A 20757-nucleotide genomic window follows, 5' to 3' on the forward strand; every position below is an offset into this window, starting at 1 on the left:
ATGCGCGCTGCCATGCGAAACAAATATTTTCAGCTGCCCTTTATTCTGCTGCTGCTGGCCATATGGAGCTGCAACAGCACCAAAACAATTCCGGAGGGCGATGCCCTGTTTGCGGGTTACAGTGTGAAAGTAAAAGGGGAGAAAGACAGCAGCAAGCGGCAGGGAGACATGGAGGTGGAACTGAGCCCGGTGGTGCGCCCCCAACCCAACGCCTCCATCCTTGGCTGGCGCCCCAAGCTCGGGATTTACAACGCCTTTTACACAAAGAAGGAGAAAGGACTCAAACATTTTATCATGACGAAGTTTGGGGAGCCTCCCGTGCTGGTTTCGGCAGTAGACACCGGCAACGTGAGCCAGATCATGAGCAACCGCCTGCACAACCGTGGTTATTTCAACAATCAGGTGGGCAGCACCACCACCGTTAAAAAGAAGATGGGCACCATCGATTGGGTGGCCAAAGTGGGCGAGCCATACCGTATCCGCAAGGTAGCCTATACCCTGAACGACTCGCTGCCGGTGCATCAGGACATCAAACAGACATGGAGCGAGTCGCTGCTGAAGCCAAACGACCCTTATGACCTGGGTACCATGACGCAGGAGCGCGTGCGCATTGATGCGGTGCTGAAAAACAAAGGCTACTATTATTTTAGTCCGAACACGATGATTTTCAGCGTGGACACCACCGTGGGCAACCGGCAGGCCGATATACTGCTTCGGGTAAAGCGGGAAGCCAGCGCGCAGGCGCTCCGCCCTTATACCCTCGATGACATCTATATCTTGGCGAATTACTCCGTAGGCGACAGCCTCTCCACGAGCGATACGCTTAACGTGAGAGGCTATCATTATATACCGGATGAGAACTACGTGAAGGCCCGCCACCTGCTGCGTGGTGTTTTCCTGGACAAGGACAGCCTGTATACACGCCAGGAGCATTTGCTTACTACTAAGCGTCTTGCGGGTTTGCCAGCCTACAAATTTGTAAACATCGATTATAAGCCTGACACGGTAAACATTGGCAAGCTGGATGCCTTCATCTACCTGACGCCCGCCTTGAAAAAGTCTATCCGGGCAGAGGTGCAGATGGTCAGCAAGTCCAACAACTTCGTGGGGCCGGGCGTAACTGTTTCCTTCCAGAATCGAAACGCTTTTCATGGGTCTGAGCTGTTGAGCCTGAACCTGACAGGCAGTTTCGAGACGCGGTCAGGAGACACGGGCGCAGGCACCCCGCCGGAGGGTACGGAAACGGTGGGCACCGGCAACCTTACCTCCTTCCAGTTGGGTGCGCAGGCGAAGCTTGCCATACCACGCATCGTCTCGCCATTTAACCTGCGCAACCTGCGTACCGAATTTGTGCCCCAGACGCGCATGGGGCTTGGGTTTGACTTTTTGCAGCGGGTAGACTTTTTCTCGCTCAACTCTTATAATGCCACGTATGGCTACAACTGGCGGCCCTCGCAAAGGTTTACGTTCGACGCCACCCCCATCAACCTGCAGTATGTGCGCCTGAGCAACACCTCCCCGGCCTTCCAAGAGCTACTAGAGGACAATCCATACCTGCGACGCAGTTTCGAGAATCAATTCATTGTCGGGTCCATTTACCAGGTTACATACAGTGATCAGATGCTGCCCGATCGCGCCAACCATTTCTTCGACAACGTGACGCTGGATCTGTCTGGCAACCTGGTGAGCCTGGTGCAGGGGCTGGCCGGTGCCTCCTCTCCTACCGACGATGCGCCGCGCACCCTCATCAGCGACCCCTATGCCCAGTATGTCATGCTCGACAACGACTTCCGCTACTACCTGAACATCGGGAAGGAAAGCCAACTGGTTGCCCGCCTCGTGACTGGCGCGGGGTTTTCATACGGCAACTCCTCTACCATGCCTTATGTGAAGCAGTTTTCTGTGGGCGGACCGAACAGCATCCGGGCTTTCAGGGCACGTAGCGTAGGTCCGGGCACCTACATACCCACTGAGTCAGAGCAGTTTTCATACTTCGACCAGGTGGGGGATATCCGCTTGCTCGGAAACCTGGAGTATCGCTTTCCGATTTTTGGGTTCTTCAAAGGGGCTGTGTTTGTGGATGCCGGAAACATCTGGCTCCTGCGCGACACGTTTAATGACGATGGCACCGTGGTGAAGCCCGGGGGGAAATTTGAGGCAAACAATATCATAAGCGAGCTGGCGATCGGCACCGGGGCGGGTCTCCGCATTGATGTGGAATTCTTTGTGATCCGGCTTGACCTGGGTATACCCGTGCAGGCACCCTACCTGCCCAAAGGCGAGCGCAATGTGCTGAAAGACTTCAACGGAAGTTTCAGTGGAACGAACAGCATGGTGCTGAACATCGGCATCGGGTATCCTTTCTAAGGTATTGTAAAGGGCTGATGTTTGAAGGATTGGAGCAGGTATACAGTATACTGCCTTCCTTATTTTAAGTCGGTTTGCTGGTTAATAAAGGCTACGATCTCCTGTAGTTGCCCCGGGTGAAACCAGGTGTACTCCTCCGGGTTTTTCCGAAACCAGGTAAGCTGGCGCTTGGCATACCGGCGGCTGTTGCGCTTCAGGAGCCGGACGGCTTCCTCCCAGTCACATAGGCCATCCAGATAGTCGAAAATCTCTTTATACCCCACTGTCTGCAGGGCATTGTGTTTCCGGTGCGGATATAGTTCCCGCGCCTCCTCCAGCAAGCCCTGCGCCAGCATCTGGTCCATGCGTTGATTGATGCGCTGGTACAGGTCTTCGCGGTCGCGGGTCAGGCCGATTTTGATGATGTGGAATGGCCGCTCCCGCTGCCCGTTTCTCCGGAATGAAGAATAGGGCGCGCCACTGGAAAGGCACACTTCCACCGCCCGGATCACGCGTTGCGGATTGTCCTTATCCACCTGGGCAAAGTAAACGGGGTCCAGCAGCTGCAGTTGCTCCAACAGCGGCTGGAGGCCCTGCAGTTCATACTGGTGCGTGAGGCGCTCCCGTAGGGCCAGGTCCGTTTCCGGCATTTCGTCCATACCCTCGCACACTGCCCGCACGTACAACCCCGACCCTCCCGTCATTATCACGATATCCTGCTGCTCAAACAGCTTGGGTAGCAGCGCCAGCACGTCTTGCTCATACCCCCCGGCGTTATACTCTTCCGCAATGCTGTGGGAATCGATGAAATGATGGGGTATGCCTTGCTGCTCTTCCGGGCTTGGCTTGGCCGTGCCGATGCGCATCTCCCTGAAAAACTGGCGCGAGTCTGCCGAGATGATCTCTGCCGCATACTTTTTTGCCAGGTATACGCACAGGTCGGTCTTTCCCACGGCGGTCGGGCCCACCACCACCACCAAATGCTTTTCTTTGCCTACTGCTGCCATAGCTGATCGTAAAAATTAAGGAGCTTTGCTTCTTCCTGCTGCCAGTTCAGTGTTTTTTTGGCCGCCTCACAATTGCGGGCCAACTCTTGGTATACCTCCTTATCTGAGAGCAACAGCGCTATCTTATGTTGTATTTCAGTTACAGTTAACTCTGTGAGCAACCCAACCTGGTATAGCGCATTCAGTTTCCGGTACTCCGGGAAGTCAATCACCACCTGGGGCAGGCCGGCGTGGATGTAATCGAAGAACTTGTTGGCCAGTGAGTAATAATAACTCAGCCCCTTGTTCTCGAGCAGCATGACGCCAACAGTGCACTGGCGCGCGATTTTTAGCAGCTCATGAGGGAGCACTTGCCCCCGGAACTCCACTTTGTGCGCCACCCCGATGGCAACGGCCAGTTGCTTAAGTTGGGGGAGCACGTCGCCGTCGCCGCACAGAACCAGCTGAGCATCCAGGCCGACCATTGCCTGCAGCAGTTGTTCCAGCCCGCGCCCCGCGTTCGCAGCGCCCTGGTATAGGATGGTGCGCGGCGCTCTGCATGCTGCAGGCCCCTGCACCTCCAGAAGAGGCATATTCCGGATCACCTCAAACCTTCGGTTATACTTCCGCTCAAAGATATCCGCAATAGACTGAGTGACCGTGTAGACGTGGTGCGTCCGGGTGACGATGAACTGCTCCACGGCCGTCCATACCCACTTGACAAGCGGCCTGTCGGTTACCTCGATCACCTCCGGAAAGTACTCGTGTGCATCATATATAAAGGGCCGCCCGGCCCGCTTTGCCGCCATGTATACCGGCAAAGCCGTATCCAGGTCGATGGCGCAAAAGGCATCGTAGCGGCCGCGCGCAATGTGGCGGTATAACCGAAACATGTACTCCAGGTAAAAAAGTTTGCCCGTGTGGAAGCGGCACTTCAGGCGGTGTTGCCGGTATGGCTGCGGCTGCAGAGGGCCGGAGCCCGGCTTCTCGCGGCCCACCAGTTCCACTGCGTAGCCGTGCCTGGCCAGCGAACCGCAGATGCGCTGCATGCGCTGGTCATGGTTGAGGTCGGTGGTGACGGCAAATAGCAGTTTTCTCATGCGGGGTATGGCAGTGCCACTAACGACATTCTTCCCTCTCCCCTGCTGTTCCCGGCTTGCCCGGAGGCAGGCTCTGGCTGCAAAAAAGGGGCTCTGATCGTGCAAAAAATTTATTTTTGGCCACTATAAAAATCAAAATAGTTTTAGAACAACTACATCCAGATGCTAAAAATGCACATTTTAAGTCAAAAATACATAATTACGATAGCTGGCGAATGTTTATGTGGCACAAGGATAGATAGAGCCGCGATTATTTGCTAATTTAATGCTAAGTTTAGAAACAATTAATAAGCCTTTGGCGCGCCCATACAAGTGCGCCATGGTTTACCTAGTATTAAATTACGATGCCATTTATACCCAATCGGGAAACAAAACCCCCACTTGACCAACAAGCAGACGCCTTGCTCCAGGTATTGGCTCAGCTGTCGCAGCCTTTTCATGGGGTGGCAGTGGCGCTGCCGGCCGGTAAGCTGCTGGCCGCCAATGCCCAATTAGAGGGCTTTTGGCCTTCTGACGCGGCGGGGGCGCCGCACACGGGCACCGTGCAGCAGCTCCTGCACCTCACCCCAGAGGAGTTTCAGGAAATGGTGGGTTTGCTGCAGCAGCGGCTGATCGTTTCCGGGAAAACCCATACCTATACCCCTGACACAGAAAAGCTTGTTACGTATACCTGCCGCTTGGTTGACTTCCAGCAAGAGGTGTTTCTCTGTGTGGAGTTGGCAGACAAGGGCAATCCCACCGCACTTGGATCGAAGCAGGACATCAGCTACCAGCAGGTGTTTGAGGGAAGCACGGAACCGCTTTTTCTGCTCGACGCCTCAGGTTGCTTCATAGACATCAACCGCAGTGCCCTTGCCCTGGTGCAGCAGCAAAAAGACGAACTGGTGGGCCAGCCTATTTTCAACAGCTTCTCGCTCAACCTCTTCGAACGCGTGACGCTGCGAAACCAGATAAAAAAGACCCTGCAAGGCGAGGCGCAGAAGTTTGAGTGGTGGCTCCACGGTATAAGCCACGAAGACCTGCTCCCGGTGGAGATTATGCTGCAGCGAGGCGAGTTTGCCGGACAGCAGGTAGTGTATGGCGCAGTAAAAAACCTGGACGACATCATCGGGACGGAGCAGGATGTGCGCTTCCGCAACCATCAGCTGGAATTTATCAACCACCTGATTACGAACATATCCACTTCCAACAGCCAGTATGAGGTGCTGCAGTTTACGCTGGACGAGTTGCTGGAGAAAAGCGACATGGCGGGTGGCTGCGTTTATACCTGCCTGCCTGAAGGGAAGGCGGTTTTCACGTACGCCACCGGAGACGTGACGGACCAACTGATGCCGGCAGAGCTTGCGCTTGCCCCAGAGCTGATGGCACAGCTCCTGACGCAGGAGAAGCCAACTGCCCTTGCGCAGGTGCAGGAAAAGTTTCAGCGGGAGCTGCGCCGCAAACTCATCCTGGTGCCCGTCACGACGGAACAGGATGTGCTGGCGCTGTTGCTGCTGTGGCAGGGGGAGCAAATCCGCCTTAGTAGCTCATTTGCCGCCCTGCTCGATTTTATCGGGACCACCGTCGGGAATTATATCGCGCGGCACCAGCTCCGGCAGCAACTCGTGCTTTCGGAAGACAGGTACCGTTTGCTCTACGAATCTTCGTACGACGCGATTTTACTTTTCAAAGACGGCCTGGTGGTAGAATGCAACCAAAAAGCATTGGAGTTTTTCCGTTGCACCCAGGAGGAGCTGATCGGCCACAGCCTCCTGGAGTTCTCCCCTGAGATACAGCCAGACGGCCGCCGCTCAGAAACTCGAGCGATGTTGCTGATGGAAAAGGTGCTCGAGACGGGCCAGCCGATGACCTTCGAGTGGCAGAACTGCCGCAAGGACGGCTCGCTGCTGGACGTAGAGCTGAGCGTGAGTCGCATCGTGATTCAGGACGAGCTTTATATACAGGCGTTTAAGCGCGACGTGACCCAACGCAAGCAGGCCCAGTTGGCCAAGCGGCGCGAAGAGGTGCTGCACGAGTCGATGAACCAGTTCCGCAGCTTCCTCGACAAAGTAAACCTGATTTATTTCAGCCTGGATATAAAAGGCAACATCGAGCATACCAACGATTATTTCCTGAAATATGTAGAATATGCGCAGGAGGAGTTGCTGGGTAAGTGCTTCTTCGAAATGCTGGTGCCTGCCCACGAACGGGCACACCAGTTAGAAGAGTTCCAGAAGTCTATAGAGATAGGCAAGGTGAGCTCCTATTACGAGCGGGATATTGTCACGAAATCGGGGCAGGTGAAGACGTTGCGCTGGAATGCCATGCTGGACTACAACCAGGAGGGCCAGATTGTGGGCATCACCAGCGTGGGCAAGGACATGACAGACAAGCGCATTGCCATGGAGGCCCTGAAGGACAACAAAATCCGCCTGCAGGACCTTTTCGACAACGCCCACGACCTTATCCAGAACATCTCGGTCGACAACAAGTTTATCTTCGTGAACAAAGCCTGGAAAGACCGGCTGGGCTATACCGACCAGGATATTGAGACGCTGACGCTTAACGACATCGTCCACCCCTATTACAAGGCCAAGTTTATATACCAGCTGCGCAATCTCTACAAGGGCGAGAATGTAAACAAGATCGAGACGGTGTTCCTGACCAAGGCCGGCAAGCCTGTGCACCTGATCGGCAGTATCAACTGCAGCTGGCAGGATGGCCAGCCGGTGGCCACACGCGCCATCCTGCACGACATCACCGACCGCATTAAGGCAGAGCGCCTGCAGAAGGTATACTATAGCATTGCCAACCTGGCCATCAGCAGCAAAGACTTGAACGCCCTGTACTCGGCCATCCACCGCGAGCTAAGCAAGATTATCGAGACGCGCAATATTTACATTGCCCTGGTGGATGGGGAGCACAAGTACCTCGACTTTGTATACCTGGTCGACCAGCTCATCGATAAAACCAGCAAGACGCATCTGCGCCGCCCTTTCTCCATAGGGCTGTCAGAGTACATAATCAAAACGGGCAAGCCGCTGTACATGCAGAAGCAAGAACTGCTGGAACTGGCGGAGCGCGAGGGGCTGAACCCTTATGGCGCTACCCCGGAGGTTATCCTCTGCTCGCCACTAGCCATCGGAGACCGCATCATCGGCGTGATTACGCTGCAGGATTACCAGAACCCGGATGCCTACGTGCCCACCGACATCGAGATCCTGCACTTCATATCGAACCAGGTGGCCCTGGCTATTGAGCGGAAGCGGAACGAGGAACAGATAAACAACCAGAATGCGCGCCTGAACGCGATCTTTGAGAGCGGCACGCACCATATGTGGTCCCTGAACCGCAAATACGAGCTAACTTCCTTTAACCGCAACTTCGCTGCCAGTTTCGAGGAGCGGAGCGGGCAAACGCTCAAACCTTACACCAGCGTGCAGGACGCTACGATCGTGGACCTGCACGACAACTCGTTCGAGTTCTGGGAAGACAAGTACAAGCAGGTGTTTAGCAGCCGCCCGCAGCACTTCGAGATTTACCTGCCCCACAGCAACGTCTGGCGCGAGGTATACCTGAGCCCGATCTACCTCGACGACGGCTCTTTTGAGGAAGTGTCGGGTATGGCCCTGGATATCACTGACAAAAAGACATCGCAGCTGGACCTGGCCAAGAACGAGGAAAAGTTCCGGCACATTTTCGAGTCGTTTCAGGATGTATACTACCGCACTTCGCTGGACGGCAACATGCTGCTGGTGAGCCCCTCTATTTACCAACTGCTTGGTTTCCGCGAGGAGGAGGTGCTGGGCACAAAGTCGAGCCGCTTTTATGTGCGCCCCGAGCAACAGGATGAGTTGCGCAATCGTGTGCTGGTGGAGCAGTCTATCCGCGACTTTGAGGTAGAGATGCGCACTAAAGACGGCACCCTGAAAACCGTTATCCTCGATGCCCGGCTCGTCTACAACGAGAACGGCGAACCCGCCGCGCTCGAAGGCGTGGCCCGGGACGTGTCGGAGCTAAAGCTCACGCAGATTGCCCTGCTCAAGTCGAAGGAAGAGGCCGAGAACCTGCTGAAGGTGAAGACGCAGTTTTTGGCCAACATGAGCCACGAGCTGCGCACCCCGATGAACGGCATCATCGGCATGATCGACCTGCTCAACCAGATAAACACCGACCCGGAGCAGAGCGAGTACATCGACACGCTGCGGAAATCTTCGGATGCCCTGCTGGCCATCCTGAACGACATCCTGGACCTGAGCAAGATACAGGCCGACAAGCTGGTGCTGCACGAGACAGGCGTGGACCTGCACGAGACGCTGAACAAGATTTATTCGCTCTTCGTGAACAGGGCGCAGCAGAAAGACCTCGACTTCACCTACACGATATCGCCCGATACGCCGCGCCATATCTATACCGACGAAACGCGCTTGCTGCAGGTGCTGTCGAACCTCACCTCCAACGCCATCAAGTTTACGAACGCGGGCAAGGTGAGCATCGGCCTCGACGCTGAGTTGCTGGAGGATGGCTACTACCGGCTGCACGTGCGCGTGAAAGACTCCGGCATCGGCATTTCCCCGGAAGACCAGCAACTGCTCTTCAACGACTTTATGCAGCTGGACAACTCGTCCACGAAAATCTTTGGGGGCACGGGACTGGGGCTGGCCATTTCGCGGCAACTGACAAAGCTGCTGGGCGGCGACATAGGCGTAGAATCCAAGGGTGCGGAGGGCAGCGTATTCTGGTTCCATATTAAAGTGCGGCTGGCCACATGCCCTGAGGTGGCCGAGCAGCAGCAACGGCAGCAGCAGCATAAACTCGAGATGCAGACCCTGCAGAACTCGCCCTATGTGCTGCTGGTGGACGACAACCAAATTAACCAGAAAGTGGCCCAAAAGCTGTTGGAGCGGCTTGGCTGTGTCACCAACATCGCCTCCAACGGGTATGAAGCCATTGAGATGGCGACCACGCACGCTTACAACATCATTTTCATGGACATCCAGATGCCCGAGATGGACGGCGTGACGGCGACAAATATCATCAAGGAGAAATTAGGGGAGAAATGCCCCCCCATTGTGGCCATGACCGCGTATTCTATGAAAGACGACGCCGAGAAATTCATGAGCCAGGGGATGGATGACTACGTGTCGAAACCTGTAAAAAGCATTGATTTGCACACCGTTATCGTGAAGTGGGAGCAGCAGAACTGGTATGGCCAGCAAGCTTCCGAAGCTACTGATGTGGAGGGCGAACAGGAGGAGGAAGCAGTGGAAGGCATGGAGGTGATTGATATGGGCGTGGTGGAGCAGCTGAAACTGATTGGCGGAGATGAGTTTGTGGAGCAACTGTATACCGAGTTTGAGGAAGAAGCCGCCGTACTGCTTGAGGAGATTAAAAAAGATTTGGAGTCTCAAGATTACAAAGCTATATTGAGTACATTGCATCAGTTGAAAGGCACTGGCTTCACGCTCGGAATAACCTCAGTCGCGGAGCTGGCCAAGCAAATGGAGCATGATATTAAAGCAGATCATTTGGAGCATGTAGAAGAAAATTTCTCCAAATTGCAGTCCTATTACGAAACTTACAGAAAATCATATAAAGAAATTATACTCTCTTAGCACATGGCTGAAAATAAGACTATTTTGATCGCTGAGGATAGCTCGGTAATCCTCAACCTGACGAAAAAGATTCTGGAACTCCAGAAATACAAGATCCTGACCGCCAAAAACGGCGGCGAGGTGATCAAGCAAGTGGAGAACAACAAGATTGACGCCATCCTGATGGACCTCAACATCCCCGTGAAAAGCGGCATGGACTGTACCCGCGAGATTAGGGCACACGAGAACCCGGAGATCGCCAAGATTCCGATCATCGCCGTGACGGGCAACGCCAACAACTACAGCATGGACGACTTTAAGGAGGCAGGCATCAACGACTACCTGCCCAAGCCGTTGGACTTCGACGCTCTGGTGACCACCGTTAAAAAATACACTGCAGAATAAATGGTACTAAAGTACACGCGGCCATTCTTAAGCAAGCTGGAGGATATTTTTGCAGAGTCCGACTTTGTGCTGCGCTACGAAAAAGGGAATTTCAAGGCGGGCTATTGCCTGCTGAAGGACATGAAGGTGGCTGTGGTAAACAAATACTACAGCCTGGAGGGCAAGATCAACTGCCTCTACGAGATCCTTCGCACCATTGCAGTAGACGAAAGCCGGCTGAGCGATAAAAACCGAGCTTTATACCTAGACATTCGCAAACAGGACAACGCCACTTGAGAGTAACGTTATTAGGCACTGGCACCTCGCAGGGAGTACCCGTAATCGGGTGTACCTGCGAGGTTTGCCGCTCTGTGGACTACCGCGACAAGCGTCTGCGCGTTTCGGTGCACCTGCAGGTAGGCGGCAAGAGCATCATCATCGACACAGGCCCTGATTTCAGGCAGCAGGTGCTGCGCGAGCGCATCAAAACGCTGGACGCCCTCGTGTTTACCCACGAGCACAAAGACCACACCGCCGGCCTCGACGACATCCGCGCCTACAACTTCTCGCAGCACAAAGACATGCCCATTTACGCCGAGGAGCGCGTGCTGGGGCAGCTTAAAAAAGAGTTCGCTTACATCTTCTCCGATTACAAATACCCCGGCATCCCGAAGGTGCAGTTGCACCCGATCGATAACCAGCCGTTTGAGGTGGAGGGCGTACCGTTTATACCTATCCGGGTGATGCACTACAAGCTGCCCGTGTATGGGTACCGTGTCGGCGACTTCACCTACATCACCGATGCCAACTATATATCCGAGGAGGAGAAAGAGAAGGTAAGAGGCTCTAAAGTGATCGTGCTGAACGCACTGCGCCAAGAGCCGCACATCTCCCACTTCTCGCTGCAGGAGGCCATCAACCTGCTCGAAGAGCTTCAGCCTGAGAAAGCCTACCTCACGCACATCAGCCATCTGCTCGGGCAGCACCGCGAGGTAGAGCCACAACTCCCCGACTTTATACGCTTAGGCTACGATGGCCTGCAGATTGATTTGTAGCACGTACACGTAGCACGACACACGTATCACGAAATACGATACACGATAGAGGCGTCTGTCGATGTCATAGGCCATTTTTCTTGAAAGATAGAATCCATAAACGGGAGAGGCTTTCAGCGATTTTATACTTATTCGTGTATCGTTTATCGTGTGTCGTGCTACGTGCTACGATTGAAAGCACTTTCATCCCTGAACCATGCACCAGAACTACTACTTTTTAAGGCAACTGACACAGGCGCTGCGCCCCACGCTGCTGGGGATGCAGGCCGTCACTGCTTTTAGCCAGAACAAAGACGAGCTTGTGCTGGGCTTCGCCAAAGACAGTCAGGAGATCTATATTCGTGTCCTGCTCACCTCTCATTTCTCGTCCCTCTCCTTCCCCACTGACTTTAGGCGCGCACGCGCGAACACCGTGGAGCTGCTGCACCCGCTGCATGGGCAGGCTGTGGAGGATGTGGTGCAGCACCTGAACGAACGGAGCTTTTACCTGAGCTTTACGGAAGGTTATACCCTGCTTTTCAAGCTTTTCGGCAACAGGTCTAACATTGTCCTCTATCAGGATGGCGCGCCGCTGGAGTTGTTCCATAATAAGTTCGGCACTGACGCCGACCTGGACCCTCTTGCCATGAACCGGCCCCTGGCGCAGAACTACGAGGCGTTTGTGGCGGCAGCTGGCAATGTGCGCAAGCTATATCCCACGTTCGGCGATCTGCCGGCGGCCTACCTGGCCCAGCAGAACTACAGCCAGCAACCGCTTGCGCAGCAATGGGAACTGGTGCAGCGGATGCTTGAGATACTCGAAGCGCCCGCGCGCTACTACATCATCCGGTGGGGCGGGAAGTTACGGCTCTCGCTGCTGGAGCTGGGCGAAGTGGTGGAGACACTGCAGGATCCGGTGGAAGCGCTCAACGTCTATACCCGCCGGTATCTGTCCGAGACCGGCTTTGAACGCCAGTATAGCCAGGCCAGGCAGCAACTGGAACGCAAGCTGCACATCACACAGGCGGTACTGGAGCAGGCGGGAGAAAAACTGCAGGAGCTGCGCCACAACAAGTCGTACGGCCAGACGGCAGACGTGATCATGGCCAACCTGACCAACATCCCGCCAAGGGCCACTGAGGTGGAGCTGTATGACTTTTATACCGACCAGCAGCGGATGTATAAGCTAAAGCAGCACGAAACGCCCCAGAAAGTAGCGGAGCGCCTCTACCGAAAAGCCAAGAACCAGCACGTGGAGGTAAAGCAACTGGAGGAGAAAACCGAACGCAAGCTGGAAGAGGCCATCGTGCTGGAAGACGCGCTGCAGGCACTCGCCACCGTGCAGGACTACAAGCAGCTCAAGCAGTACCTCCGCGACTACAGCCATCTGCTGACCACCAAGCAGCAGGAGCAGCAGGAGATCCCGTTCCGATTGTTTGAGACGGAGGGTTTCCGGATACTGGTGGGCAAGAGTGCCCGCAACAACGACACCCTTACGCAGCGGCATACCTACAAAGAGGACCTCTGGCTACACGCCAAGGACGTCTCCGGCTCGCATGTGGTCATCAAGCACCAGGCGGGCAAAACCGTGCCTGTAACTGTGCTGGAGAAGGCCGCGCAGCTGGCCGCCTATTACAGCAAGCGCAAAAACGACACCCTCTGCCCCGTCATTTATACCCCTAAGAAGTGGGTGCGCAAGCCCAAAGGGTCTGCGCCCGGAGCTGTGGTGGTCGAGCGCGAGAAGGTGCTGCTGGTAAAGCCCGAGAACCCCTTCGCAAACCTCGCCCGATAGGCAATACTGATTTAACGTGAATTCGGGAATTGCTGTACGATAACCTGCATTCAAATGAGTTTTTTTGCTTTGGGGAAGTATGGTTTAGCCAGATCAGGGCAAAATGATTCCCAGTTTTTCCGAGAGGCGCCGGGGGTAGGGGGTCTCTATTTGTAGATTTCCGATGCCACGTCAGTGGCAGCCGTTAGGCAGGAAATGTACACAGCGCCGAGCGGGAAAACGCGCCCCAGCGGGCGTGGAGCGCAAGGCAAGCTATAAAACAACCGGTTACGAGTTTTGAAATAAACGCTATGATTCCCGAAGATCACGTAGATTTATACCTGTATGAGATGACGCTGAAACCGGCGCGTATACCAGGCGGTATTTTTGGATCGGAAATTATTAGTGGGAATTAAAACACAAAAAGCAGCTTCCGCTGCTTTTTGTGTTTAGCTGATGGAGGGCATCAGCAGTAAGATGTGCGCGCGGGGAGATTCGAACTCCCACACCCGAAGGCACCACCCCCTCAAGATGGCGTGTCTACCAGTTTCACCACGTGCGCAGGTAAAATGTGGTTGCAAAAGTAAAGAGGCCGACTGACATTTGCAACGTCTCTTCGCCATATTTTAAGGATTATTAGCCCCAAAAAGCTAAATATCGCATTGCTAGAACTTTAAATTCGCAGCTGTGTTAATACTTATACAGCATCAGCATACCTGTGGTACAACAGAAAGTATAAACATTACAAGAACCTGCCTTTTCTTTTTGTAGGACAACAATGGCTTTATACTTACTTTTATACCCCGCTGCCCACCCGGCAGATGCGTAAATTTGAGTAGCCATTTCTTACAGAAAAAGATATGAGTATAGCTATAAGCGGATTATCAAAGGCGTTTGGAAGAAAACACGTGTTAAAAGACCTCTCCGTGACCGTCGAGCCGGGCCAATGCTACTGCCTCCTTGGCAAGAACGGTGTCGGGAAAAGCACTTTACTGAATTGCATTCTTGACCTGATCCCGCCGGATGCGGGTTCAATTTCGCTTTTTGATAAAAATTATACCCACAATGCGCTTGCCGTGAAGCAAAATCTGGGGGCCCTTTGCGAAGACAACCCACTGATTGAAGAGTTCACCGGTTTGGAGTACCTCAACTTTGTGGCAAAACTCTACCGCCTCTCCCCCCAGGAAAGCGAGCAGCGCATTGCCAGCCTCACGAATTATTTCTTCTCCGACCAGGACGCTTTACACAAGAACATCGCGGGCTACTCTACGGGCATGAAGAAGAAAGTGGGCATTGCCGCTGCCATCCTGCACAAGCCGCAGGTGCTCGTGCTGGACGAGCCTTTCACTGGCCTGGACCCGATTGCGGCGCAGCTGCTTGTTCACCTCATCCGCAGCTACCGCAACGCCAGCCGCGTCATCCTCATCTCGTCGCATGACCTGAACTATGTGGAGAAGGTGGCCACGCACATCGGCGTGCTCAACGACGGGCAACTGATGTATAACGGCTCGGTGCAGGAGTTCACCATGAACGGGGCCAACGTGATCGACCAGGCCCTGTTTCAGCTGCTTCTCCCGCACCACAACCCGGAAACCAACATGGACTGGATGCTTAGCTAACCTTTCGCTATGGATTTATTACTTTTCTCCTGCCGCGCCAGAGTGGCGGGCTTCTTCCGCCACAAAAAGGAGCAGCGTGCGATGCTGCTTTCGCTGGGCATTGTGCTGGCAGGCGCGTATAGCTGGCTATTCACGTATCTACTGCAACAGGCACAGGACGGAGGCGCGCTCAAACAGAGTGTGCCCCAATTGCTGGAGTATACCAACCTCATGCTGCTGGCGATCATCATCCTAAAGGGGTTTTTCCCGTCCTACGTTCAGAAGGCCGCCATCATCCAGCGCATATACCCCATCCCGCCCTTACAAAAATTCCGAACCGAGGTTTTAGTAGAGTTCGTCTCGCCGTTCTATTTCATCGTCCTGAACTTCCTTTTCTTTCTGTTCATGATGTCGCCTGCGTATGGGGTAGCAGCGCTGCTACAGAGCCTGCTCGTAGTCCTGACGGCGCACATTACCTTGCGCTCCCTGCAAGTGTTTGTAGAGCGGAAAATGCGCTGGGGCCACCGTTATTTTTTTATGGCGGCGGTTATGGCGGCGGCCTTTGTGGCTTTGCAGGCGCGGGTGCCCATGTTCAGGCCAAGCGCCGACTGGCTGGTACAGATCGTGCACATGGCGGCACTCGGCTTTTTTGTCGCCGCCAATTATTTTCTGGAGCTGGCGGCGACAGAGCCACGGCGCAAAGAGGTTAGTTACAGCAGCACGGCCCGCCGCAGCCTGGGCTGGCGTCTCTTCAAAAACCATCGGCTTGCCAAACAGATGCTCCTGTTTGGGCTGATCTTTAAGGCCATTATCCTGGCGCTGGACGCCACTGTATACCTTCGCAAGGGCGATCACCTCTTTGACCAGATCGCGTCGATGTGGATGTTTGTGGGCCCCCTGGTGATTTTCACCTATGTGTTTAACAACAGCTGGGGTTTCTACCGCAACCTGTGGCTCACAGTGGAGCGCGGCAACGGCACGTATAGAGATGTGATCTGGGCGAGCCTGCTGCCTTTGCGTGTGCCGCTGCTGATGGACGCCGTGCTGACCTTTGCGTATGTCACGTTCTTCAACCACGAAAGCGCCTTGTTCATCGTCCTGATGTACCTCGCCGCCATTCTGGTGCTGACGCCACTGGGGATTATTGCCTCTATCGTGAGCCCGAAGCCGGTGAAAGGGGGTATCTTTAGCTTCAGCGCGAAAACCTCATACCTCTACAACTTCACCTCCATCGCCTTGTTCAGCCTGCTTTTTCTGCCCCGTATCCATCCGCTGCTTTACCTGTTATACCCCTTGCTGATCGGCGGGGCGTTTTTCGCGCTGGTAGCCGTTCTGAGAGAGTATGGTGCGTATAAGCACAAACTCTTCGAGGCACTGTATAAAGTAGATGCGTAACGGCGCTGTTCGCTTTGATCGCGGGAAACGGGATGCTATACCAGCAAGCACAGTCGCTGGCTTCGGCAAAAAGCAGTGGTTTGTTTTGAAGAAGCCGGTGCGTCTCACGGCAGGCGCTGTTCAGAAGGGGCAATGCTAGCTTAATGCAGCTAGGCTGGCATGAGGCTGAGCAGATCCGAAATGCTTACCTCCAGGCTTCCCTGCAACTCAAACGTAAGCGTCACCTGATCCGGTTGCGGCACGATGTCCTGCATAGTTACCTCTTTTACCTTCCCAAGCAGCGTTGCTCCTTTCACGTCGAGGCCTTTTTCTAACATACCGTTTACTTTTTCAATCTCTGCTGAGATAATCTCATTAAGATGAACCCGCGCCTTGTTCAGAATCTGGGTATAGGCCACTTTGTTTGCCAGCACCTCCAAAGCCGTGTTATAGAATCCGCTGGAGGTCAGCGATTTCAGCCTGAACTTCCGAACGAAGAGTTGCTGGGCGGCATTGTCATAACCTACCGCGGCCAGCACGTGCAGGTCAACCTCGTCGCGCTTCAGCACTGTCCGGAGGATGCGCAGCTTCACCCTGAGGTCTAGATCATAAGCCTCTGTGCTGCTTCCTGCTATTGCCACGTTCAGGATTTTGGCATAGGGCGCAGTGTCGTTGCCAGCCTCAGGCTTAGGTATAACTTCGCCCACCAGTTGTTTCTGCAGCACCCCTTGCAGGGCAGGGTATGAAATGGCTATCGGCACACGGATCTTGATTGGGTTTTCCATAAGTGAGTGGAAGATAGTGCATTTTTTGGAAATCGGAAAAGGCGTGCGCCCGGGCAATAAGCTGAAGGGAAGGCGCTATTCGGAAATAAAAAAGCCTCAAACTTTCGTTTGAGGCTTTAGAAGTGATCCCGCTGGGATTCGAACCCAGGACCCATACATTAAAAGTGTATTGCTCTACCAGCTGAGCTACAGAATCGGTACTTGTTTTCCCGTTGTTGGGAGTGCAAAAATAGAAGCTTAATTTCAGATTACCAAAATTAATTTCTGCTGTTTTTATCCTTTTGCCCGTTTGGCAGAAGAGGTGACGAAACGATTTTTTTGCCTCAGAAAAAGGCTTGTTTCTTTCAGTGATCCCGCTGGGATTCGAACCCAGGACCCATACATTAAAAGTGTATTGCTCTACCAGCTGAGCTACAGAATCAGTTTATTTCTTAACTTGCTACCTCAAGGCGTTCCCCTGAATTGCGATGCAAAAGTAACAGCTCAGAACTTAAATGCAAAACATCCTGTTCAAAATATCTGCCATTCTAGGCATTTTTTCGTTGTCGTTTGCAAAACCAGCTACTGCTCAGGCAGATAAAAATCAGCTCCTGACGGCAGATTCTCTCTTCCAAAACCAGCATTACCTGGAGGCCCTCCCAATTTACGAACAGATCCTGGACCAGCAGCAGCTCTACTCCCCGCAGATGCTCCTGAAGATGGCCTACATTGAAGAAGGCTTGCAAGATTATACATCGGCCATGTACTACCTTCACCTTTTTTACACGAAAGAGCCTAGCCGGTCTGTGCTCCGGAAAATGGAGGAACTTGCCCAGGCCCACCGCCTGCAGGGGTATGAGTACAACGACCTGCAGTTCTTCAAGACGCAGCTCAGCAAGCACTACATGCGCATCCTGGAACTCATGCTGCTGACCGCCGTGGTGACCGCCACCGTCATGTTTTTCAGTTGGCGCAAGGGGCACGCTTTCAGCAAAACCTTCAAGGTGGGCTTTCTGCTGTACCTGTTCTTTATCCTGTACTACATCAACTACCTCGACCTGGGCAGTGCCGGCATCATCAGGAGAAGCAATGTTGCGATCATGTCGGCCCCTTCCGCCGGGGGCACCTGGCTTGCCACCGCCTCGGAGGGCCACAAAGTGCCGATTCGCGGGGAGGAGGACATCTGGTATGAGATCCGCTGGAAAGGAAACAAAGCCTATATCCGGAAAAGTAATGTGCTGGAGCTGCCCTAACGCATGTTAAAGCAGTTGCGCAAGATAAATCACAAAACTCTCTCCGCACTTGCTGCGTGTTTTCGAAAGCAAGCTGTAAAACGGTTTTGAAATTCAGTTGAATTAGTTCAGTGAGCTAACATGCTTATTTTCAGCGGCTAATCATTAAAATCAACAGCCTTTGCTATCGGTTTCCCATCCCTCAAAAAGAGAATCCGCTGACTACCGGCGCAACGCTGGATTCACTGGCTGCACAGCAATTGCCACCTCTCGGGTAAGCGTAAAATAATCCCATTCCAAAGCATATCGATTACATCTTAATTTGCTTATATTGGCAAGCAATTTTGCGCAATTTATACCTACCCTCTTCATGAAAACAACTTTTCTGATGCTGTTGCTTCTGTGCAGCGCCTTTACCGTTCAGGCGCAAACGCCAGCAACCAAAAGCGAGAACCTCAGGGTTTACCTTGATTGTCAGGCCTTTTGCGACAAAGACTACATCAAACGCGAAATCTCTTTTGTGGACTATGTGAACGACCGCTTCCAATCAACGGTATATGTGCTGGTCACGGCGCAGGAAACCGGAAGCGGCGGACGCGAATACAAGCTGCAGTTTGAGGGGCAGGGCAAGTTTGAAGGGATGCGCGACACCAGGACCTATATCCGACAGGCCACGGCTACCGACGATGAGAACCGAAAAGAAGCCGTGGAGAAACTCAAACTGGGACTCCTCCCCTACCTCCTAAAAACCGACAAAGCTAATGAGTTGGTTATCGGGTTTAAGGAAGGAGACGCCGCAGCGGAAATAGCTACCAACCCAGACGAAGACCCCTGGAATTTCTGGGTGTTCAATCTCCGGACGCGCGGCTATTTTAACGGCGACAAAAACTATTCGAGCAGCAACCTGAGCGGAGGGATTACCGCAGGCCGTGTCACCGACAAGCTGAAGACAAACTTCTCGCTGGACGCCAGCAAAAACAAGAACCGCTTTGGCGAGGGCGATGAGGAGTTTACCTATACCAACGAGCGCTACAGTTTCAACAACATGACGGTATGGTCTCTCGGCAACCATCTTTCGGCAGGTGGTTATTTAGGAGCCAGCAAATCAGACTACAACAACTACGAGCTCGACCTGAGCGTGATGCCGGCCGTTGAGTATAACTTCTTCCCCTACTCCGAATCTAACAACAAGTATGTGGGGCTGATGTATAAAGTCGGGCCGCGCTATTTTAACTACAAAGAGGAAACGATTTACTCGCAGACCAGCGAACTCCGTTTCCAGGAAAGCCTCTCGCTGGACGTAAGCTTAAACCAGAAATGGGGACAGATCAGCGGCTCTACCTCCTACAGCCACTACTTCCACGACTTCTCCAAAAAGCGCCTGTCTTTCTCCGGTTTCGGGGATGTGCGCCTCGTGAAAGGGCTGTCGTTCAACGTGGGCGGCTACTACGCCATCCAACACGACCAGCTGAACATTGTAAAGGGAGAGGTGTCCGGGGAAGACCTGCTGACACGCCGACGCCAGCTCAATTCCAACTACGACTTTTACGTGAACTTCGGTATCCGCTACCGCTTCGGCTCGCTGTTCAACAACGTGGTTAACCCACGCTTTGAAGGCGGAGGCGGATCATTCTTCTTCTTTTAACTAATCAAGATTTTTTTCGTTGTTCGTTTTTCGTTGCTCGTTTTTCGTGTACTTAAAATCGAAAAACGAGCAACGAAAAACGAACAACGAACTACTTCAGCGGCGAGTCTTTCTCTTTGGCCATCACGTTGTATACTAGCTTGTCGGCCAGGCTTGGGAACAGCTTGTTTACCCATACCGCCAGCTTGCCTTGTGTGGTCATGATCAGGTCGCGCTTGCGTTTTTTGGTGGCGATCAGAATCCTGTCGGCCACTTCCTCGGCACTCATCATCTTCTCTTCCGCGCGCGGGGTTTCGCCCTGCTGATGTCCGTCGGCGGCCAAGGCTGAATTCCGGATGTTAGACGCCGTAAAGCCCGGGCAGGCCAGCAACACGTGCACGCCCGAGTAAAGCAGCTCCGTGCGCAACGTCTCCAGGAAACCGTGCATGGCAAACTTCGAGGCCGAGTACCCGGTGCGGGCAGGCAAGCCTCTGTAACCCGCCACCGACGAGATGCCGATAACGGAGCCTTTCGCCTGTTTAATGTAGGGCAGCGCATACTTGGTGCTGTATACCGTGCCCCAGAAATTGATGTCCATTACCTGCTTTAGCACAGCCAGGTCAAGGTCTTCGAACAGCGCCCGCATCGAGATACCTGCGTTGTTGATCAGGATATCCAATCGTCCGTATTTCGTCACCGTCTCCTGCACCATGCGTGCGCAGTCCGCCTCCTGGCTCACGTCGGCCTGTATGGCCAGGTTCTCTATACCGGCTGCGAAGAGGGCATCGGTTGTCTCGCTAAGGCCCTGGGGCTTGCGGCCCGAGAAGGCCACTTTTGCACCAGCCTTGCCAAACGCAAAGGCCAGTGCCCGGCCTATTCCGGAGGTACCGCCTGTTATTAAAACTACTTTATCTTTCATGCTGCTGAATCCGTGATTGAAACACCGCAAAGATAAAGCTTCTTGTTGATTG

The 20757-nt window shown here is 53.7% G+C and carries 14 protein-coding genes and 3 tRNA genes; 10 read left to right on the plus strand and 7 right to left on the minus strand.

The genetic code is table 11. The features are described 5' to 3' along the window. Positions 1 to 12 precede the first annotated feature (12 nt). The gene (locus MKJ04_RS07375; protein ID WP_241640946.1) at positions 13 to 2367 is read left to right on the plus strand and encodes a BamA/TamA family outer membrane protein; all 2355 of its coding nucleotides are present in this window, start codon (positions 13 to 15) and stop codon (positions 2365 to 2367) included. 59 nt (positions 2368 to 2426) lie between these two features. Here MKJ04_RS07375 and miaA read toward each other — a convergent pair whose 3' ends face one another. Both miaA and MKJ04_RS07385 read right to left on the minus strand, forming a co-directional pair. Then, positions 2427 to 3353 carry a tRNA (adenosine(37)-N6)-dimethylallyltransferase MiaA gene (gene miaA, locus MKJ04_RS07380; protein WP_241640947.1) on the minus strand — a complete coding sequence of 309 codons (927 nt, stop codon included), beginning with the start codon at positions 3351 to 3353 and terminating at the stop codon, positions 2427 to 2429. Beyond that, on the minus strand, positions 3341 to 4432 hold the full coding sequence (locus tag MKJ04_RS07385) for a glycosyltransferase (protein ID WP_241640948.1): 1092 nt from the start codon (positions 4430 to 4432) through the stop codon (positions 3341 to 3343). The genes miaA and MKJ04_RS07385 overlap by 13 nt, the downstream gene beginning before the upstream one ends. 401 nt (positions 4433 to 4833) lie before the next feature. On the opposite strand from MKJ04_RS07385, the gene MKJ04_RS07390 reads away from it, so the two are divergent. The 5 genes from MKJ04_RS07390 to MKJ04_RS07410 all read left to right on the plus strand — a co-directional run bounded on the left by MKJ04_RS07390 (position 4834) and on the right by MKJ04_RS07410 (position 13215). Beyond that, complete coding sequence (locus MKJ04_RS07390; protein WP_241640949.1) at positions 4834 to 10026, plus strand: PAS domain S-box protein; 5193 nt, start codon at positions 4834 to 4836, stop codon at positions 10024 to 10026. A 3-nt stretch (positions 10027 to 10029) separates the two neighbouring features. Then, complete coding sequence (locus MKJ04_RS07395) at positions 10030 to 10410, plus strand: response regulator (protein ID WP_241640950.1); 381 nt, start codon at positions 10030 to 10032, stop codon at positions 10408 to 10410. Continuing rightward, a complete protein-coding gene (locus tag MKJ04_RS07400) occupies positions 10411 to 10686 on the plus strand; it encodes a hypothetical protein (protein WP_241640951.1) in 276 nt (91 codons plus the stop codon). After that, positions 10683 to 11444: an MBL fold metallo-hydrolase gene (locus MKJ04_RS07405; protein ID WP_241640952.1), complete on the plus strand. Its 762-nt coding sequence runs from the start codon at positions 10683 to 10685 to the stop codon at positions 11442 to 11444. Before MKJ04_RS07400 ends, MKJ04_RS07405 begins: the two co-directional genes overlap by 4 nt. 196 nt (positions 11445 to 11640) lie before the next feature. After that, positions 11641 to 13215 carry an NFACT RNA binding domain-containing protein gene (locus MKJ04_RS07410; protein ID WP_241640953.1) on the plus strand — a complete coding sequence of 525 codons (1575 nt, stop codon included), beginning with the start codon at positions 11641 to 11643 and terminating at the stop codon, positions 13213 to 13215. A gap of 459 nt (positions 13216 to 13674) precedes the next feature. Here the strand turns inward: MKJ04_RS07410 and MKJ04_RS07415 are convergent. Then, positions 13675 to 13756, minus strand: a tRNA-Leu gene (locus MKJ04_RS07415). A gap of 298 nt (positions 13757 to 14054) precedes the next feature. Between MKJ04_RS07415 and MKJ04_RS07420 the strand changes: the two genes are divergently transcribed. Together MKJ04_RS07420 and MKJ04_RS07425 are read left to right on the plus strand one after the other, a co-directional pair. Further along, positions 14055 to 14813: an ABC transporter ATP-binding protein gene (locus tag MKJ04_RS07420; RefSeq protein ID WP_241640954.1), complete on the plus strand. Its 759-nt coding sequence runs from the start codon at positions 14055 to 14057 to the stop codon at positions 14811 to 14813. Positions 14814 to 14822: 9 nt separating this feature from the next. Continuing rightward, entirely contained in the window at positions 14823 to 16187 is a 1365-nt protein-coding gene (locus tag MKJ04_RS07425) for a hypothetical protein (protein ID WP_241640955.1), read from the plus strand. A gap of 149 nt (positions 16188 to 16336) precedes the next feature. On the opposite strand, the gene MKJ04_RS07430 is transcribed toward MKJ04_RS07425, so the two are convergent. From MKJ04_RS07430 to MKJ04_RS07440, 3 genes are all read right to left on the minus strand, one after another. Further along, positions 16337 to 16951: a DUF4403 family protein gene (locus MKJ04_RS07430; RefSeq protein WP_241640956.1), complete on the minus strand. Its 615-nt coding sequence runs from the start codon at positions 16949 to 16951 to the stop codon at positions 16337 to 16339. A 123-nt stretch (positions 16952 to 17074) separates the two neighbouring features. After that, positions 17075 to 17147: transfer RNA gene (locus tag MKJ04_RS07435), tRNA-Lys, on the minus strand. Positions 17148 to 17299: 152 nt separating this feature from the next. Further along, positions 17300 to 17372, minus strand: a tRNA-Lys gene (locus tag MKJ04_RS07440). A 73-nt stretch (positions 17373 to 17445) separates the two neighbouring features. On the opposite strand from MKJ04_RS07440, the gene MKJ04_RS07445 reads away from it, so the two are divergent. Together MKJ04_RS07445 and MKJ04_RS07450 are read left to right on the plus strand one after the other, a co-directional pair. Further along, the gene (locus tag MKJ04_RS07445; RefSeq protein WP_241640957.1) at positions 17446 to 18183 is read left to right on the plus strand and encodes an SH3 domain-containing protein; all 738 of its coding nucleotides are present in this window, start codon (positions 17446 to 17448) and stop codon (positions 18181 to 18183) included. A 349-nt stretch (positions 18184 to 18532) separates the two neighbouring features. Further along, entirely contained in the window at positions 18533 to 19807 is a 1275-nt protein-coding gene (locus MKJ04_RS07450) for a hypothetical protein (protein WP_241640958.1), read from the plus strand. Between the two features lie 91 nt (positions 19808 to 19898). Here the strand turns inward: MKJ04_RS07450 and MKJ04_RS07455 are convergent, their stop codons facing one another. Further along, positions 19899 to 20705: an SDR family oxidoreductase gene (locus MKJ04_RS07455; protein ID WP_241640959.1), complete on the minus strand. Its 807-nt coding sequence runs from the start codon at positions 20703 to 20705 to the stop codon at positions 19899 to 19901. Between the last annotated feature and the right edge of the window lie 52 nt (positions 20706 to 20757).

Origin of the sequence: Pontibacter sp. E15-1, from assembly GCF_022601975.1 — a bacterium.
Classification (GTDB): Bacteria; Bacteroidota; Bacteroidia; order Cytophagales; family Hymenobacteraceae; genus Pontibacter.

Bases quoted from the DNA above. Each gene is read 5' to 3' on its own strand.
- MKJ04_RS07375 (WP_241640946.1), top strand. From the start codon at position 13: ATGCGAAACAAATATTTTCAGCTGCCCTTTATTCTGCTGCTGCTGGCC.
- miaA (WP_241640947.1), bottom strand. From the start codon at position 3,353: ATGGCAGCAGTAGGCAAAGAAAAGCATTTGGTGGTGGTGGTGGGCCCG.
- MKJ04_RS07385 (WP_241640948.1), bottom strand. From the start codon at position 4,432: ATGAGAAAACTGCTATTTGCCGTCACCACCGACCTCAACCATGACCAG.
- MKJ04_RS07395 (WP_241640950.1), top strand. From the start codon at position 10,030: ATGGCTGAAAATAAGACTATTTTGATCGCTGAGGATAGCTCGGTAATC.
- MKJ04_RS07400 (WP_241640951.1), top strand. From the start codon at position 10,411: ATGGTACTAAAGTACACGCGGCCATTCTTAAGCAAGCTGGAGGATATT.
- MKJ04_RS07410 (WP_241640953.1), top strand. From the start codon at position 11,641: ATGCACCAGAACTACTACTTTTTAAGGCAACTGACACAGGCGCTGCGC.
- MKJ04_RS07420 (WP_241640954.1), top strand. From the start codon at position 14,055: ATGAGTATAGCTATAAGCGGATTATCAAAGGCGTTTGGAAGAAAACAC.
- MKJ04_RS07425 (WP_241640955.1), top strand. From the start codon at position 14,823: ATGGATTTATTACTTTTCTCCTGCCGCGCCAGAGTGGCGGGCTTCTTC.
- MKJ04_RS07430 (WP_241640956.1), bottom strand. From the start codon at position 16,951: ATGGAAAACCCAATCAAGATCCGTGTGCCGATAGCCATTTCATACCCT.
- MKJ04_RS07445 (WP_241640957.1), top strand. From the start codon at position 17,446: ATGCAAAACATCCTGTTCAAAATATCTGCCATTCTAGGCATTTTTTCG.
- MKJ04_RS07450 (WP_241640958.1), top strand. From the start codon at position 18,533: ATGAAAACAACTTTTCTGATGCTGTTGCTTCTGTGCAGCGCCTTTACC.
- MKJ04_RS07455 (WP_241640959.1), bottom strand. From the start codon at position 20,705: ATGAAAGATAAAGTAGTTTTAATAACAGGCGGTACCTCCGGAATAGGC.